Below are 17,206 nucleotides of genomic sequence, written 5' to 3'. Positions count from 1 at the left end.
CGTGTAATGGAAATCAGGATAAAAAAACCGAAGATGAAGCCTTTGTACTGGTCCTGGTTCCAAGGTTGACGAATGGCGTAGATCACAATCGGTGGGCCGGCAATACTGGTCGATCCAGCCAGGAAGCCACTGCAGAAACCGGCAAAGCTACTCCAGAGGGGAGAGGTCCGGGGAGGTCCGGATTCTGTGGGAACGTCTTTCTGGAAAAAACCATCGATTACAATCAGCAGAATCACCAGTCCTGTTCCACGCACCAGGTAATCCAGGTCAATCAGTGTAAACGTCAGCAGGCCCAGGGGTAATCCGACCAGTGACCCCAGGATGGCACCCAGCAGGATTCGGAAATGAGAATGTTTCCGATAAGCCCAGAAGATCCAGATGACAGGCAGGACAATGCTTAAAGCTACGAGAAGATTGGCTTCACGGAAATCCAGCATTAACGGGAGTATTGCCATCGCAACGATGGCATATCCGAACCCGATGATTCCCTGGATGAAGGCAGACAGAAAAACAACAGTCAGAACAAAACACCACAACTGTGGATCAGAAAACATCATAATCGTGAACAAGTCAAAATGAGTCTTGCAGGCTGCATGACTCTGTCAAGCGGAGTGAACGCGGCGGGAAAACCTGAGAAAACGGTCTCAATCAACAATAACGAATTCCAGGTCGTGTGGACAGGCTGTCACGATTGACGAACAGGATTCGATGAAAAAGCTGCTCATTCCATCAACTCAGTGCCTTTGGTTTCCCGGGCAAAGAAGGGCAGAATCGCACCAATGATATACAGCATACTCAGTATTGTTGCCGTTTGTGATAAGGTATAGTTCCAGTCTTTCTGCATCCAGCCTCCGATAAACAGGATGGGGGCTGCCAGGATACGACCGGCATTGAAGCAGAAGCCCGTTCCGGTTCCTCTCAACCGGGTTGGATATAGTTCCGGAAAATAGATCGCATATCCCGCATGCATTCCTAGTGTCAAAAAGCCGAAAATCGGCAGGAAGCAACCAATGAGCACCACACTATGAAGCCCGTTAAATAATAACAACGAGCTGAGTAGTCCTCCCACGTGAAAGAGAAAGAAGGCCCCGCGGCGCCCAAACCACTCGCAAATGGGACCGAACGACAGGAGTCCCAGACCACCTCCGGTTGTTGCCAGGAACATTCCCAGCATCTCCCATTGTTTCAGTGGCGCTTTCATTGAACCTAAATAAGTTGCAGTTGCTTCGGCTGGGGAGTCGGGGTGAGTCTGTATGAACTCTGCGACATACTCTGCTTTCACTGCATTCAGGAAAACATTTTTGCCATAGATGTGAACACCCCAGAATGTAGCCAGTCCGATCGCGGCCAGTAATACACCAATACAGGTACTTTTCAGGTATTGAGGCAGAAACAGATCCAGGATAGTTCCCATCGACTTACTGGCGTCGGTCTGGGAGGTTTCCTGGGCGTGCTGCCACGAATCCGGCTCCTTCAGGGAGCGACGGATCCAGATAATCAGAAATGAAGGCACTACGCCTAAGGCAAAACCAATTCTCCAGGGGAGGCTGGGATATCCGACTTCTCTGGCGTACTCTTGGATACTCTCGTTACCGATAATAAACGCTCCCGCGAGGATGGCGAGATAGGTTCCCAGCACGCTGGATGCATGGAATATACTGCCGACACGCGCGCGTGCCTTAGGGGGAAACGATTCCGCCACCAGCGTACTCGCCACGGCCCATTCCCCACCCACGCCGAGTGCAACCAGAAAGCGAAAGCCAGCCAGTTGCCACCAGTCCTGGGAAAAAGCGGACAGGCAGGTGAAAAACGAGTAGAATAGAATAGTCAGAGACATCGTCTTTTTGCGACCAATCCGGTCGCTCAGTGCGCCAAATCCAATTCCCCCCAGCGCCCCACCAATCAGAAATGCACCCAGTGCAATATTATTATAGAGTGCCTGCTGCCCCCTGGTTGTGTCAGGGCTGACCAGTGAAGGCATGGCTTCGTTCATGCTGGCGACGAATATCTGGCCTTCGAAAACATCAAAGACCCAGCCCAGGGAAGCGATGGTCAAAACGAGCCACTGATATCGCGAAATGCCGTGATACCATTTATCTTCTTTGAGTTCGTTCTGCATCAGGCTGTGTCTCTCGGGCTAGGGTTCAAAAACATTGACTGCTTTTTTCCCACTCATCACCAGGCGCACGTCTTCACAGACGGAATCGACGACCCGTTCCTGAGCCTCGACAGTAAACGCGGCGATATGAGGGGTTAAGATGACATTTTCCATCTGGTTTAAGGGGCTCTGTTTGGGGGGCTCTGTTTCCCGCACATCCAAGGCAGCGCCTGCCAGCTTGTGTTCAAGCAGGGCCTGGGTCAGTCCGCGCTCATCAACGACCTCACCGCGCGAAGTATTAATGAAAAAAGCATCCGGTTTCATTTTCCTGAAATGCTGATAAGTCAGCATCTTGTATGTATCGGGTGTCAGGGGGCTGTGGCAGGAAACGACATCGGACTCAGCCAGCAGATCATCGAGAGAGAGCAGGGTGGCGTTTAACTCTTTGAGCTGTGGTGCATCTGCTTTCAGAAACGGGTCGGCGGCGAGGATGTTCATCCCGAAAGCTTTTGCGCGAGTCGCTGTCAGGGAACCTATCCGTCCCATGCCGATCAACCCGAACGACTTACCATAGAGTTCGGTGCCGGTGAACTTAAGCCGGTTCCAGCCACCCGTCAGAGTATCCTGGCGTGCTTCCGGAATTTTCCTCATCAAAGCCAGCATCAGTCCGATGGTAAGTTCAGCTACCGAGAGCGAGTTGGCGTCTGGTGTAAAACAGACCACGATCCCTTTTTCGCGGGCATAATCTGTGTCGACATTATCCAGGCCCACACCGGCGCGGGCGATGATTTTCAACTCGGGGGCCGCATCAATCAGTTCGCGGTTGACTTTCGTCTGATTTCGGACGATCAACGCCTGGGTATTTTGAATTTTCTGTTTGAGCAGATCGGTATTCTGCCACAGGTAGGCATCGAACTCGACATCGTGCTCCTGGATGAGACGATTCATGGACACGCCTTGAATATTCTCTGTTACCAGAACATCGCTCATGTCTCTACTTCCTGCAATAACGTTTTACTACTACAGCGTTGATCAATTAAATTGAGAGTAATCAATCGGCTGATGAATGTCGATCGACTGGTCGGCTGGTGGGAGTTCATACTTCAAGCCGCTGGCACAGTTGAACAGCACGGCGCTTTCATCCGGGCTGATTCTGCCTGAGACCAGTTCCTGTTTGTAGGCGGCGTAGGTGGCTGCTCCTTCGGGGCACATCAGGAAGCCTTCCTTCTGAGAGCATTCATCCAACGCGGCGGTGATCAGTTCATCATCGACGGCAGTCGCGAAACCATTGCTTTCCCGGACGGCTCGCAAGATCAGGAAGTCGCCTACTGCAACCGGGACGCGAATTCCGGCAGCCACCGTGTGTGCGTTCTGCCAGAGTTCTGCGTGTTCTTCGCCGGCTTCGTAGGCTTTTACTATGGGCGCACAACCAGATGCCTGGACGGCGATCATGCGTGGCAGTTTTCCTTTCAGCCAGCCCATTGCTTTGAGTTCGTTAAACGCTTTCCACATCCCGATCAGTCCCGTACCGCCACCGGTCGGGTATAAAATGACGTCAGGAACCTGCCAGCCCATCTGATCGGCCAGTTCCAGTCCCATCGTCTTTTTTCCTTCGATGCGATAGGGTTCCTTGAGAGTCGAAAAGTCGAACCAGCCCACCTGTTCTTTACCCTGGCCGACGATTTTGCCGCAATCATTGATCAGGCCATTCACACGCCAGACCTGGGCGCCCTGGGCAGCGATTTCGCGCACGTTGATTTCCGGTGTGTCATCCGGGCAGAAGATATAGGATTTCATGCCGGCCCGGGTTCCATAGGCGGCCAGCGCGGCGCCAGCATTGCCATTGGTGGGCATTGCGACTTTTGAAACACCCAGTTCTTTGGCCATCGAGACTGCCATGCAGAGTCCGCGGGCTTTGAAGGAACCTGTGGGGAGGCGACCCTCATCTTTAATCCAGACCGTGCCGTTACCTCCCTGCAGGCGGGGAACGGGGATTAGGGGAGTGTGGACTTCCCCCAGGCTGACAATGTTTTCAGATTTGCGCACCGGCAGAAATTCACGATATCGCCAGAGCGTTGCCGGGCGGGATGCCAGTTCTTCCTTTGTGACTGCCTGGGCGAGCGCATCCAAGTCATATTTAACCAGCAGGGGTTTTCCCGCTTTGGAAAGACCGTGCAACTGATCTGCTTCGTAACGATCATGGTGCATGCCACATTCAAGATGCGTGACAAATGTTTGAGTTTCGGGAAAAGGGTTATCCATGGGAGCGTACCTGTGGTCGGATAATTAATTAAAGATAAAATACTTCTCGTTCACTCGGAAAACATCATTCTGTTATCCAGCAATTGACCTGAAAGTCAACCCACTGTGACTGGCGAATTCGTGTTCCTCGTGTCGTTTGGATTCCTGTCACTCTTTTCAATTCTGTTCAGGAATCAAAAAGAAAGAACGACCACCCGCAGGCGGGAAGTCGTTCCTGGTTTCGGGGATCTGGTTATTTATTTCACCGGTCCTTCGACCCCGCCAGTATAGTGTTCTCCCTCGGGTTCTTTGCCATGAAGTACTTCCACCTGGTATCCACCTTTGGAGCGGAAGTATAAGACGAGGATAAAGTAACCAAAGGCCATGAACAGCGGAACGAGTGCCGTGCACTTCAGCGCCATGCGACCGCCGTAAATGCCGGCTTCTTTCACATCCGGTTCGTCTTTCGGTGCAAATTTTTCAGCTCCCTGCCACCACTGGTTGAGTGCTGAGATGCTGGCGTCCTGTTTATTTTCTTTCTTGAGAACTTCGACTGCTTCTGTCAGATCCTTGCCATCATTTTTGAGGACACTGACTTTCGAACCATCGAGACCTTTGATCTCTGGCAGGAACAGGAAGGAACTTTTGTCTGCAACGGCATAACGCTCGTAGGCCTGTGGTGAGAGTTGCTCCAGTTTTTGAGTTGCATAGTAATCCTGGTTATAGCCAATACCCGGTCCTCCCAGCAGTCCGGCAGATAACATTCCGATACCTCCCATGGCACCCATCGTCAGAGCTCCCCCTTTAGGGAACCGCTCCCCGACCACACCCAGCATGGTCGGCCAGAGGAAAGTTTTTCCCAGACTGTAAACGGTCATAGCCAGCCAGATGAGTATAGCTGCTTCAAACGTTCCAATCATGTAGAGTCCCACAGCACCAAAGCAGGCGCTGATACAGAGCAGACCGAGGGGATTGATTTTTTCCACGATCGGGCCGGCAAAGAACCGCAGGACAAACATGATTGAAGACGCATAGATGAAGAGATAAAGCCCCTGGCCGGGGCCCTGTCCTTCCAGGATGGATTCAGTAATACTGGCAATCCAGCTGTCGGTACCCAACTCTACATACCCGACACACGCCTGTAATACGAGCAGGAAGATCAGCAACGGACTGGCAAAGGTCATTAACATCTGCCCAAAGCTGACACCAGCTGACTTCGCTTCAGAGAGTGGGAATTTCTGCTTGATGACAATGAAACCATAAATAAGAGTCGGGACCAGAAAGACGGCCATAGGAATTTCCCACCGGAGCCACTCTGTGGTTTCTTTCATGTTGGCATAAATGGCGGCGATGATTCCACCTATAATCAATCCGCCGGGCCAGCCAGCATGCAGAATGTTGAGGTAGTGAGTTTTCTTGTGGGGGTAGAGTGTTGCCACCAGGGGGTTGATCACCGCTTCACACAAGCCATTGGCGACAGCGAACATGAACATGCCGACATACAGGCACCAGTAAGTCGCATCTTTTCCGGCGGCTTCAAAAACGGGAGTAGCTGCAAATGTGATCAAAGCAGATAACACATGCAGAATGAAGGCCAGTAACAGGATCGGTTTATAGCCGACATTGTCTGTAATCAAGCTGGCCAGCAGAATCACGATGCCGAAACCAACCAGTCCACCCCCGGTGATCGTTCCCAGTTCGAATTTGGTGAAACCGTATTGGGCTCCCCAGTCTCCCAGGATACCTCCACGAATGGCAAATCCCACGCCGGCGGCGATGAGCGTCATAAAACTCGCAATAAACAGTGGTTTATTGTTGTTCATAGTTGCGACTTCTTTGAATGAATGAGGGCGAGTGATTCAGGTGCAACGTGTTCTGCAAGAGTTGATAATTCAAAGGCAGATCGATCGAATGCGGATCAGGAATGGATACTTTGAATGGTCTTGATTACACGACAGTAGCTTACAATGACAGTGACTGTAAATCGGAATGAAAATCAATCAATGAACAGACAGTTATCAGCAACGCCAGATTCTAACCAACCCGGATCGAGATTTCCACAATACGTATGCAGGAATGTGAATGTTTATCAGATTCCCTGCGCATCACCGCTGATCGCTATTTTGTTTGCGTAAAATCAGCAGTCGATCTCGGCGTTCCGCTTCAATCTGATCGGGCAGGTTTAACTTCTGGCCAGTCTGGGTAAGCTCCAGTAACCGCTGCCAGTGATCAAAGCCCATCCGTTTGCGGGACCAGTTCATTTCCCGCCAGATTTTCAGGAAAGTCTGGCGGACAAGGTAATCGGAACTGTCGTTCAAGACCAGGCAGTCCAGCCGCCAGGTTTCCTGGTTTCGATCCAGGGTGGCTGCAGTGAGGAGCTGGTCGACCTGGGAATTGAAGACGCCGGTCACTTCTTCAGCCTGAAGTGACAGACGCTGGAGAGACTGTACGACGTTAGGATTGAATTCCTTTTTTAATAAAGGCAACACTTGATGCCGTATCCGGTTGCGGGTGAAGCTGGTATCTGAATTGCTTGCATCTTGCCGGAATTCCTGACCACATGCGTTCAGAAATACAAGTACTTCTTCGCGGCTGATCTGCAACAGGGGGCGAATCAGATGCAGGCCCTGCTGTAACGCTCTGGTTTGTGGAATTCCACTCAAGCCTGTGATTCCCGTTCCGCGAACTATGTGATGCAAAACGGTTTCTGCCTGATCGTCCAGGGTATGCGCGACCGCAATTTGTGAGCACTGTTCTGCTGTGGCGACCCGGGTGAGAAAATCATAACGCGCTTTGCGACACTGCTCTTCCAGGCCGGTATCCGGTCCCTGGTTCAATTCCTGTTTCTCGGTGATACAGGGGATTGAGAGTCGCTGGCATTCCTGCTTCAACCACTCAGCATCCCTGTCAGAGGCGGTCCCTCGCAGGCCATGATTCAAGTGGGCTACCACCAGTTCTTTGGGGGAGACCAGGGTTTCTGATGACCGGGCCAGACACTCCAGGGCGCGTAACAATGCCATGCTGTCTGCTCCCCCGGACACTGCAAGCAGCAGGCGTTGCGGAGGGAAATGATGCCCGGGATGACTGTTCGAGGCAGAGTCTGGAGCATTCTGAATTCGTATCCGGCAGGTAATTAATCCGCGTTTCACTGCCTGGATAAACTGATTCATCGGAAACGGGAATTCTGCAAAGCGGGTTGGAGCCGGAAGCGGGGCACCCCGCAGGTGTCGGTTCGAGATTGGACTTTCGGACAATATTTCTGACTATATACTATCGAAACTGGAAATGTCTTGTTACCATAAAATTGGAATTTTACGAGAAGTTTCCACTGTCATTCAAGTTACACGCACACTCAGATCCCGATTCGATGGTTATTGAACTTGACGAATTGGCAGATGTTTGTCGTTTTTTTCTGGATGTTCTGGAGTCAGCTTTTCATAATAGTTTCATTGTTTATTTATTTTTAGGTTTCCTTTCGGCATTTCAAAGTTTGACAGGGAGCATTGTCACAAGCGGGTAATCACACTTGACTTCAAGTGGAGTACTCTTTGTGATTTAAGAGTTTCTAACGTAGTCCCGGTTTTAGTTGAGTTGGAGAATCAACAATGTTTGGTATTCTCAATGAGACAATTCTAGCAATTTACGCCCTGCTCACGAGAGCAGTCCGCGTATTGCCGACGCTGATGCATCCACAGAAATCGACCCGCTCTGCGAGAGATTTCTATCCACAGGTTGAGTCTCTGACTCAGCAGACAGAAGTGAGTGAAATGATGCGTCGAGTCTTGTCTTGTCTGGGGATAGAACAGCGGTTACGTGTGCCAGTCAAGGTGCGCTCTGACCGATGGTGCTTTAAGCGTCGTTAAGCAGGAAAAGCACGGGCCATACTGTTTGTTGAGAGCGAACGATCTTTTTTCTGGACTGCTTGAGATTTCGGCATGCCTTTGAATTCATTTCTATTATCTGGCATGACAAATTGTGGGACTCTCTGACGCTCCTGTCATTCTCATGAAATTCCTGACAACATGATTTGCATTGATCTGATCAGCACCGATTACAGGTGAAATCAGGGAGATGCAATTTTGTCTCTGTCACATACTAACGCCAAATGGTATCTGGCAGGAAAGGGACTTTCACTATAGGCGCATAGGAAGCACCTGAGATATGTTAACCGAAGTCGCTGTCGGAGCGACCCTGGCGTTCATTGTCGGGGTCATTATTGGATATTTCATTGACCGGATCCGTCGCGGATCTGCCTACCAGTCATATGCTCAGATTCTGAAACAGGCTGAGCTCGACTCGGAAAATCTGCTGAAAAGCCAGAAGCTGGAAGTCAAAGAAGAGTTGCTCAAGCGTCGCGAAGCGCTGGAAGAAGAAATCAACAAGCAGCGCGAAGAACTCTGGTCTGTCGAGAAAAAACTCAGCAAACGCGAGAATGCTCTGGAAGACCAGCAGGCTGATTATCTCAAAAAAGAAGCAATGATTCAGACCACACAGTCGAAGCTTGCCTCCCGCTCCAAAGCGGTCGAAGCGCGCGAACAGGAACTGGAACGGGGGCTGAAGAAACAACAGGAAGAACTGTTCAAGATCAGTGGCCTGGACCGTGAGACCGCTTCCCGGATGCTGCTGGATCGACTGGATAATGATCTCAAAAATGAAACTGGTGCATTGATCATGAAGCATCAGAACGAATTGAAACAGACCTGTGATAAAATCGCTCGCGAGACGATTGGCATGGCGGTACAGCGTTTCGCTTCCGGGCATGTGGCGGAAACAACCGTTTCTACCGTTGAGCTGCCTGAAGAAGAAATGAAAGGGCGGATTATCGGCCGGGAAGGGCGTAATATTCGTGCCTTTGAAAAAGCGACCGGCGTGGATGTGATCGTGGATGATACCCCCGGAGTGGTGGTCGTTTCTGCGTTTGATAATGTTCGCCGCCAGATCGGTAAAATGTCGTTGCAGAAACTGGTCAATGACGGGCGAATTCACCCCGCTCGAATTGAAGAAGTCGTCGAAGAAACCCAGAAGGAACTCGAAGAATACATACTGACGATGGGCCAGAACGCCTGCCAGGAAGTGAATATCTCGGGAGTGAACCCCAAAATTATCGACTTGCTGGGGCGACTGCATTTCCGCACGAGTTACAGCCAGAATGTGTTGAGGCACTCCATTGAAGTTTCGGCCCTCACCGGCATGATGGCAGAGCAGTTGGGGCTGGATGGCACCATCGCCCGGCGGTGTGGACTGTTTCATGATATCGGCAAAGCGGCGGACCATGAGATGGAGGGCGGCCATCCTGCTGTCGGGGCGCAGTTACTGAAACGCTATGGCGAATCGCAGGAAGTGGTGCATGCGGCAGCTGGGCATCACGATGATATCCGCCCGGACTATATCTATACCGTACTGGTGGCTGCAGCGGATGCGTGCTCCGCATCTCGTCCCGGTGCGCGACGTGATACGCTTGAAAAATATGTGCGTCGTCTGGAAGAGCTGGAAACCCTGGTTTGTGGTTTTCCGGGAGTCGATCATACCTATGCGATTCAGGCGGGCCGTGAAGTCCGGGTCATCGTTGATTCTGATCAGGTGAATGACCGTGAGGCGGCAAAGATGTGTAAGGATATCGCCAAAGCCATCGAGGACACACTGACCTATCCGGGAGAGATCCGCGTGACGGTGATGCGGGAAGCACGCACCGTGGAGTACGCACGTTAGGAGCGGGCCGACGAATCGTTTCCGTTTTGATGGAGGTTGGCCTGCATCCGGGCAGCGATCGCCCGCTGGTTTTCGCCGGCCTGTTGTTGTAGTGCCTTGATGACTTTTTGCTGGCGTTCTGCGGTATGGTTCTGACTGAGTTTGAATTTTCCTTCGATCCGCTCTATCTGTATCCTGAAACCGACGATTGCCGATAGTAACGAATCGATGAAGTCGGTGTCCGCATCGGGTATCGACCAGGGTACTGTCTGGACTGATTCATAGAAGTCAACGTATTGTTCGAGAATCTGTTTCAGTTGACCAGGATCAGTCTCAAGCGTGCAGGAACCATAAACGTGTACCGCCTGATAATTCCAGGTAGGAACAGTATGTTCCGATTCATACCAGGTCGGGGAGATGTAGGCGTGCGGCCCTTGGAAGATCGTCAGCAGGTTTTGGCTCTGGAGTTGACCCGCCTGTGGATTGGCTTTTGCCAGATGGCCGGTTAACTGCCCGAATTCTCCCTCTGAGCGGTCCAGCAGCAGTGGCAGATGGCTGGCAAAACAAGAGCCATCTGCGTTGGTAACCAGGGTGGCAAAGCTGTGCTGCTCGATAAATCGATGCAGCGTTTTCAGATCTGTTTCTGCGAACGAGGAAGGTACATACATGGTATAATCCTGCAGGGATAGATTAAAAGTCGACTGTCAGCCGTTAAAGACAGAGAAAGGTAAGAGCAGGTTCAGCAGACTACCAATTCCGATACGTTTTCTTTATTTTGAAAGTAGATCTGACTTTCAGAACAGCAGTTATCCTATTGAATAAAGGAGTGATTCTGACATGCCCTTCATTGATATCAAATCCGTAAAGCCCCTGGAAGTCCTTCCCGGCTGTAAAATGCGCACACCATTTGGGGAAAATCTGATGCTCTCCTATCTGGAAATGGATGAAGGCGCTGTCGTCCCCCTGCATCATCACCCTCACGAGCAGGGAGGAATGTTATTGAAAGGCAAGCTGGAACTGACGATGGGAGACGAAGTCCGGGTTGTCGAAGCGGGTGCGATGTTTATTATTCCTCCCAACATGCCTCATCAGGCAGTCGCTGTTGACGGGCCTGCTGTGGTGCTGGATGTGTTCAGTCCGGTCCGTGAAGACTACGCTGAGCTGTTTAATAAATATATCCCGGTATCAGACAAAGATGCCTGAGTGGATTATTGTTGCTGCTGAGCCTGTTGTGCTTTGAACTCTTCTGCTCTGCGATGCAGTTCTTCGGTGGAGAGTTCTTCTGTCTGAGTCGCAATGTGCCATTGAATTCCAAAGGGGTCTTTGACCGAGGCGCCCCGTTCTCCGTACAATATATCAGCGGGCTCACGCAAACTTGTTGCGCCTGCAGCTAACGCTTTCTGGCAGGTCGCATCCAAGTCTGGTACATAGAAAGGAATGGCAGCAGAATTCTGTCCCCATTCCTCGCAGGTGTCTGCCAATTCCAGCATGGAATTACCGATCTGCAATGCGGAGTGACCGATTTTGTCATCATGGTAAGAGATGAGAACCGGTGTGGCTTCAAATACGGGTTCCAGAAATTGGATCAGCTCTGCTGCCCCCTCAACGAGCAGGTAGGGAGTGACGGAATGATAGCCTTCAGGGACATGGGGGATTGCCATCTTTCATCTCCGGTTCGGCGTTGACTGAAGTTGATTTTGGAAACCGCTTATTCTTGAGTGACTCTGAATAACGCTATCAATCACAGATTATAATATAACGCGTCCGAGGGGAGTATCAGAAAATTGAAAAATGACGTCGATTGAAGACTGCTTACTTTTAGGGGAGGCGATTTGCGGAGCCGTTTACGTGTATGGAAATCATCGAAGTGACTGCTTTCAATCCGCTTTTTTTTCCGTAGCATTTTTAATGGTCTGCGCAAATGATTCGAGATGCCGGACGTTATCGCAGAAGGCAGCATATTGGATCTGTTGACGAATTGATTCTGTCATGGCACGGCCTCCCACCACGAAAGCCACATCCAGGCCAAATTCATCGTAAAGCTCTGTGTATTCGCGGATGAATTCCGGTTCATTTTTAATATGGCTGACACTGAGCCAGAAGATGCGTGGTCGATGCTGCAGGATTGCCGCGCGCAGGGTCGGGAAGGGCAGGTTTGTTCCCAGTGAGACGGCATTCCATTTCGAGTCCCTCAATACCAGCTCAACCATCGTGGTCGGCAGGCTGTACTGGTCACCTTCAGGCGTCCCGCCGATTGCTACAGGCGCACCTGGTGGAGGCGGGGGGATTAATATCCGCAATTCATGAAGTACCCGTAAGGAAACTTCACAGCCATGCCGTTCCTGGAAGACCTCTGCTTCGCCACATTGCCAGCGATCACCGATATCGCTGAACGCTCTTGCGAAAACCAGATCACAGATCGAACTGATGCAATGCTCTGCCAGATAGAGATCGAGAATGATTTGACGACACTGTTCCTCATCTCCGCTGAGGAGTGCCTCAGTCAGATGGGCGGCCGCTCGGTCAATGACCCAGACCGTCTGCCCGGTCGTTGCGGGAAGGCCCAGCACTTCCGGTCGAACCAACTGGTATTTACTGGATCTGAGGAATTCGACCAGTTCTGAGAGTGCAATCCGGCGATGGCCTCCTGCGGTGTACTGTGTGGGAATGATTCCCTTGTCACACCAGCGTTTGACCGACGATTCACTGACCTGGATCGCCCGGGATACCTGTTTCGGAGTTAAAAATTCGCTCATTTTACCATCTTCGTTTGAACGATATGGTCGTTTTGACACATGTTTATTTAATTGGATACTCAAATCTTAGTTTACACACAGGGATCTGACAAGAGTTACATTTATAAGTATTTGTTGTTGCTGGAGATAGAACGAGATATCCCAAAATGAACGTTATGAACGAATTTTGTGTTGTTTTCCATCGAGAGAATGCATATAGTTTGAAAAGAACGTAATGACGATTTCTCTTGTGTTGGAAGAAAAACATGATCGTATGTTCAAAAGAAGATGATATTTGTAGTATTGATTCGTTAGCCTTGCGAGCCCGCAAGCTGCTGGATCAGGAGATTGAGTTTATTTCCAATCCCTGTTTCGGAGATGCTGCTGCAGAATCGGAAATTCTGAATGGAATGGCGTCTCGCTCCCCGGAATCTTATCTGGATTCTTCACGGGTGAGCTCTGCTTCTGGTTCCTCGACAACAATTTCACGACTGTGTCGAGCCGAAGTGCTTTCTGCTGAAGAGGAGCAAAGACTGTTTCGCTGTTTTAATTATCTGAAATATAAAGCGAATCGGTATCGGTCGCAGTTAGATCCCGAGTGGGTCACTGAGGATCAGCTCAACCAGATTGAACAGCTCTTGCATCAGGCTCAACTGGCGCGAGATGAAATACTGAGTCGCAATATGCGGCTGGTCGTCTCGATCGTAAAAAAATGCATGACTGCTGGTGTCTCTTTTGACGAGCTGTTTAGTGATGGCTGTCTGACGTTATTAAAAGCGATTGACAAGTTCGATTATTCACGGGGATTTCGATTCAGCACGTACGCCTATCATGCGGTATCAAATTATGCCTATCGAAAAATTGCGAATCGCAGAAAAGAACGTGCACAGTATAAGCAACTGCCTCCGGAACGCTCCATGGAAGAAACAGGGGCCGTAAAAAATCCCCTGATGGGAACTGAAACCTGGGATGAGCTCTCGGAATTGCTGAATGAATCGATTGATACTCTGGACGAACGCGAGCAGTTGATTGTGAAAAGCCGGTTTGCTCTGGGCAAGCATCGCAAGACTCTGACTTTTCAGAAACTGGCTGATCAACTGGGTATTTCCAAAGAGCGAGTGAGACAACTGGAACAGCGGGCAGTCGCCAAGCTCAAAGTCATCGCAGAGGGGAGTCGTCTGGATCTGATTCGTGAACTGGTCTGCGATTAAGTTCATTCAACTCTAATTCTGAGGAAAAGCCGGATGCGAAATACATGTTATGAACTGGAAGCATTCTATGACGGAGCGTGCCCTCTCTGTTTGCGGGAAGTCAGGATGTTGAAGCGTCTCGACCGTCACTGCAGGATTCTATTCACTGATATCTCCAGCCCCGGTTTTAAAGCAGAAGAATATGGCAAAACGCAGCAGGAGTTCATGCAGGAAATGCATGCCAGGCTGCCAGACGACACCTGGGTTACGGGTGTCGAAGTCTTTCGGCGTCTCTATGCGGCTGTCGGGTTTCGTTTTCTTGTCTGGCCCTCGCGCCTACCCGGTATTTCACAGGGTCTAGATTATCTTTACGGCGTCTTCGCGAAGAAAAGATTGAGCCTGACGGGGCGATGTCAGAGTGATGACTCAAGTTGCAGTATCTCTTCTCAGAAGTCCGAGGCACGTTCATGAAGATTGCCATTATTGGTGGTGGTATTTCGGGGTTGACTGCTGCGTATTTTCTACATCGCCAGCATGAGATCACGTTGTTTGAAGCCAATCAGTATGTGGGCGGTCATACAAATACGATTGATGTCGAAATTGAGGGAAAGGAATACGCAATCGATACGGGGTTTATTGTCTTCAACAATCAGACTTATCCCCACTTTACCCGAATGTTGAATGAACTGGAGGTCAAGTCTCAACCGACTGCCATGAGCTTCAGTATGAAGTGTGATCGATCGGGGCTGGAATATCGTGGCGCTGACTTGAATGGTTTTTTTTCGCAGCGCCGAAATCTGATCAACCCCCGGTTTTATCGCTTGCTGGCCGATATTCTCCGGTTTAATCGCCAGTCTGTCGAATTATTACAGTCTGATGCAGATCAACTGACCGTGGGAGAGTATTTAGCAGCCAATAAATACTCTCCAGAATTTATTGATCAATACTTTCTGCCTATGGGATCGGCAATCTGGTCCTGTCCGGTCGGGACGTTTGAAAATTTCCCTGTCCGGTTCATCGTCGAATTTTATCTGAACCATGGCATTCTGGCGATTCGCAATCGACCTGAATGGCGTGTCATCTGTGGTGGCTCGAAACAGTATGTCAAATCACTGACGGCCGGGTTTGCGAATTCCATTCGATTAAATTCACCTGTTAATTCTGTGACACGCAGTGAGAGTCAGGTCGAAGTCTATCTGCGGGATGGATTGATCGAACGGTTTGACCATGTGATCTTTGCCTGCCATAGCGATCAGGCGTTACGCATATTAGGAAATCAGGCATCGCCAGTTGAACGGGAACTTCTGTCTGCTTTTCCCTACGAGAAAAATATCGCTCAACTACATACGGATCGATCAGTGCTGCCTGTCTCGCCACGCGCCTGGGCCTGTTGGAATTACTTTATGCCTCGCGGAGAAAACCGGAAAGCAACCGTCACTTATCAGATGAACCTGCTGCAGGGAATTCAGTCGCAGCAGGTTTTTTGTGTGACTCTGAACGGTCAGGATCGGGTTGATCCCGCGCAGGTGATTCGCGAAATCGAATATGCGCATCCCATCTTTACCAGTGAACGGGCGGCAGCGCAGCAGAGGCAGACTGAAGTGATCAATCAGAATTCCACATCGTTTTGTGGTGCATACTGGGGAAATGGTTTCCACGAAGATGGCGTGAACAGTGCCATGGCTGTCTGTCGTGAATTAATGGGAATTACAGATCTATGGAAAGTGGTATCTATACAGGCTGGGTTCGGCACAGACGCCATGCTCCCGTCGAGCACAGCTTTCGCAACAGAATCTTCCTGATGTATCTGGATCTGGCTGAACTCGGCTCCGTTTTCAAAGGTCGTTTTTGCTGGTCCGCGCAGCGCATGGCATTAGCCCGTTTCCGTCGAGAAGACCATCTCGGCGATCCGCGGGTACCTCTTGATGAATCTGTGAGAGACTTTGTGACTCAGTCAGGTCGCCCCCGACCTGAAGGGGCAATTCGACTGTTAACACATTTGAGATATTTTGGATTTGTGATGAATCCGGTTTCATTTTACTTCTGCTTTGATCAACAGAATGAAAAGCTGCAAACAGTTGTAGCTGAGGTGAATAACACTCCCTGGGGAGAGCGGCACATCTATGTCATCGGTCAGGAGCAGTTTGACAATCCCCTGGAGAAGCAGTTCACAAATAAAGAGTTTCATGTCTCCCCGTTTCTCCCCATGGAGATGCAATACTTGTGGCAGTTGACAGTTCCGGAAGAAAGATTGACTGTCCACATTGAAAATTATCAGAGTCGACAATGTATGTTTGATGTCACGATGAGCCTGCAGCGACGGGAGATCACCACAAAAAACCTGCTGCGTTGCCTGTTTTTCTATCCTTTCATGACGTGGTATGTATTTGCCGCCATTTACTGGCAGGCGCTGAGATTATGGTTGAAACGGGTGCCCTTTTATCCGCATCCGAAACAGAGTAAGTCTTCAGGACAAAGTAAAAGCGCAAGGACACCATGATGTTACAAAATCATCAGGCAGAACAGCAGAAGACAGGTTCACCTGCCCGTATCGGAATGTTGAATTCAGTCTGTCGCCAGTTATTGTTAAAGAAACTGCGCGGGCTGGTCCACGGTCAGATTACGTTGAGGGAAGGGACGCAGGTTACTCTTCTGGGAAATGCTGCGGCTGATTTACGGGTAGAAGTTGTGGTTTATCACCCCCGCTTCTTTCGGGCTGCCGTTCAGGGGGGCGGTCTGGGAATTGCGCAGTCTTTAATCGATGGAGACTGGTCCACTGACGATCTGACGGCACTGGTACAGATCTTTATCCGGAACCTGGAAGTGACTGATCAGTTCGACCGGGGACTGGCCCGCTTTCGTCAGTTAGCCGCCCGGCTGGGACACTGGATCAGGCGGAATACGCGGATCGGGGCTGCTCAAAATATTCATGAGCATTACGACCTGGGAAATGACTTCTACCGGATTTTTCTTGACGAGACAATGAGTTACTCCTGTGGTGTTTTTGAACACCCTGATGCAACAATGCAGGAGGCCTCGCTGGCAAAACTGGACCGGGTTTGTCGTCATCTCAACCTGCAGCCGGAGGATCATCTGCTGGAAATCGGGACGGGCTGGGGAGGACTAGCGTTGCATGCAGCTCAGAATTATGGCTGTCGTGTGACGACCACCACGATTTCTCGTGAACAGTATCATCTGGCAGCAGAGCGTATCGATGCGGCAGGACTGTCGGGTAAAGTGCATCTGTTGTTGAC

At 50.4% G+C, this 17,206-nt stretch carries 16 protein-coding genes; 7 read left to right on the top strand and 9 right to left on the bottom strand.

Translation table 11 applies throughout. The features are described from left to right. The 6 genes from AACZ40_RS21220 to tilS form a co-directional block, all read right to left on the bottom strand. A partial coding sequence (locus tag AACZ40_RS21220) for a sulfite exporter TauE/SafE family protein (protein ID WP_339675760.1) occupies positions 1-557 on the bottom strand: 557 nt, incomplete at its 3' end. Positions 558-721: 164 nt separating this feature from the next. Beyond that, positions 722-2,119 (bottom strand): MFS transporter, encoded by a 1,398-nt coding sequence (locus AACZ40_RS21215; RefSeq protein ID WP_291174864.1) that lies wholly within the window; start codon positions 2,117-2,119, stop codon positions 722-724. Between the two features lie 18 nt (positions 2,120-2,137). Next, positions 2,138-3,088 carry a hydroxyacid dehydrogenase gene (locus tag AACZ40_RS21210; RefSeq protein ID WP_291174861.1) on the bottom strand — a complete coding sequence of 317 codons (951 nt, stop codon included), beginning with the start codon at positions 3,086-3,088 and terminating at the stop codon, positions 2,138-2,140. A gap of 42 nt (positions 3,089-3,130) precedes the next feature. Further along, a complete protein-coding gene (locus AACZ40_RS21205) occupies positions 3,131-4,360 on the bottom strand; it encodes a threonine synthase (protein ID WP_291174858.1) in 1,230 nt (409 codons plus the stop codon). A 236-nt stretch (positions 4,361-4,596) separates the two neighbouring features. Next, complete coding sequence (locus AACZ40_RS21200) at positions 4,597-6,162, bottom strand: MFS transporter (RefSeq protein WP_291174856.1); 1,566 nt, start codon at positions 6,160-6,162, stop codon at positions 4,597-4,599. Between the two features lie 282 nt (positions 6,163-6,444). After that, positions 6,445-7,509, bottom strand: coding sequence for a tRNA lysidine(34) synthetase TilS (tilS, locus tag AACZ40_RS21195; protein WP_291174853.1), 1,065 nt, complete (start codon positions 7,507-7,509; stop codon positions 6,445-6,447). A 991-nt stretch (positions 7,510-8,500) separates the two neighbouring features. Between tilS and rny the strand changes: the two genes are divergently transcribed. Further along, a complete protein-coding gene (rny, locus tag AACZ40_RS21190; protein WP_291174850.1) occupies positions 8,501-10,048 on the top strand; it encodes a ribonuclease Y in 1,548 nt (515 codons plus the stop codon). Here rny and AACZ40_RS21185 read toward each other — a convergent pair. Beyond that, positions 10,045-10,695, bottom strand: coding sequence for an FMN-binding negative transcriptional regulator (locus AACZ40_RS21185; RefSeq protein WP_291174847.1), 651 nt, complete (start codon positions 10,693-10,695; stop codon positions 10,045-10,047). The genes rny and AACZ40_RS21185 overlap by 4 nt on opposite strands. 169 nt (positions 10,696-10,864) lie before the next feature. Between AACZ40_RS21185 and AACZ40_RS21180 the strand changes: the two genes are divergently transcribed. Then, complete coding sequence (locus AACZ40_RS21180; protein ID WP_291174844.1) at positions 10,865-11,230, top strand: cupin domain-containing protein; 366 nt, start codon at positions 10,865-10,867, stop codon at positions 11,228-11,230. A 5-nt stretch (positions 11,231-11,235) separates the two neighbouring features. Here AACZ40_RS21180 and AACZ40_RS21175 read toward each other — a convergent pair whose 3' ends face one another. Together AACZ40_RS21175 and AACZ40_RS21170 are read right to left on the bottom strand one after the other, a co-directional pair. Further along, complete coding sequence (locus AACZ40_RS21175; RefSeq protein ID WP_291174841.1) at positions 11,236-11,688, bottom strand: VOC family protein; 453 nt, start codon at positions 11,686-11,688, stop codon at positions 11,236-11,238. 216 nt (positions 11,689-11,904) lie between these two features. Beyond that, positions 11,905-12,783 (bottom strand): helix-turn-helix domain-containing protein, encoded by an 879-nt coding sequence (locus AACZ40_RS21170; RefSeq protein ID WP_291174839.1) that lies wholly within the window; start codon positions 12,781-12,783, stop codon positions 11,905-11,907. A 245-nt stretch (positions 12,784-13,028) separates the two neighbouring features. On the opposite strand from AACZ40_RS21170, the gene AACZ40_RS21165 reads away from it, so the two are divergent. From AACZ40_RS21165 to AACZ40_RS21145, 5 genes are all read left to right on the top strand, one after another. Further along, positions 13,029-13,973 carry a sigma-70 family RNA polymerase sigma factor gene (locus tag AACZ40_RS21165; RefSeq protein ID WP_291174836.1) on the top strand — a complete coding sequence of 315 codons (945 nt, stop codon included), beginning with the start codon at positions 13,029-13,031 and terminating at the stop codon, positions 13,971-13,973. 33 nt (positions 13,974-14,006) lie between these two features. Then, on the top strand, positions 14,007-14,423 hold the full coding sequence (locus AACZ40_RS21160; RefSeq protein WP_291174833.1) for a DUF393 domain-containing protein: 417 nt from the start codon (positions 14,007-14,009) through the stop codon (positions 14,421-14,423). After that, the gene (locus AACZ40_RS21155) at positions 14,420-15,754 is read left to right on the top strand and encodes an FAD-dependent oxidoreductase (RefSeq protein WP_291174830.1); all 1,335 of its coding nucleotides are present in this window, start codon (positions 14,420-14,422) and stop codon (positions 15,752-15,754) included. Before AACZ40_RS21160 ends, AACZ40_RS21155 begins: the two co-directional genes overlap by 4 nt. Continuing rightward, on the top strand, positions 15,670-16,452 hold the full coding sequence (locus tag AACZ40_RS21150; RefSeq protein WP_291174827.1) for a DUF1365 domain-containing protein: 783 nt from the start codon (positions 15,670-15,672) through the stop codon (positions 16,450-16,452). The genes AACZ40_RS21155 and AACZ40_RS21150 overlap by 85 nt, the downstream gene beginning before the upstream one ends. Continuing rightward, the coding region (locus AACZ40_RS21145) for a class I SAM-dependent methyltransferase (RefSeq protein ID WP_339675753.1) at positions 16,449-17,206 on the top strand (758 nt) is incomplete at its 3' end. The genes AACZ40_RS21150 and AACZ40_RS21145, both read left to right, overlap by 4 nt.

The sequence above is a fragment of the uncultured Gimesia sp. genome, assembly GCF_963972345.1.
Taxonomy (GTDB): domain Bacteria; phylum Planctomycetota; class Planctomycetia; order Planctomycetales; family Planctomycetaceae; genus Gimesia.
This window is presented reverse-complemented; position numbering and strand designations above follow the sequence as displayed.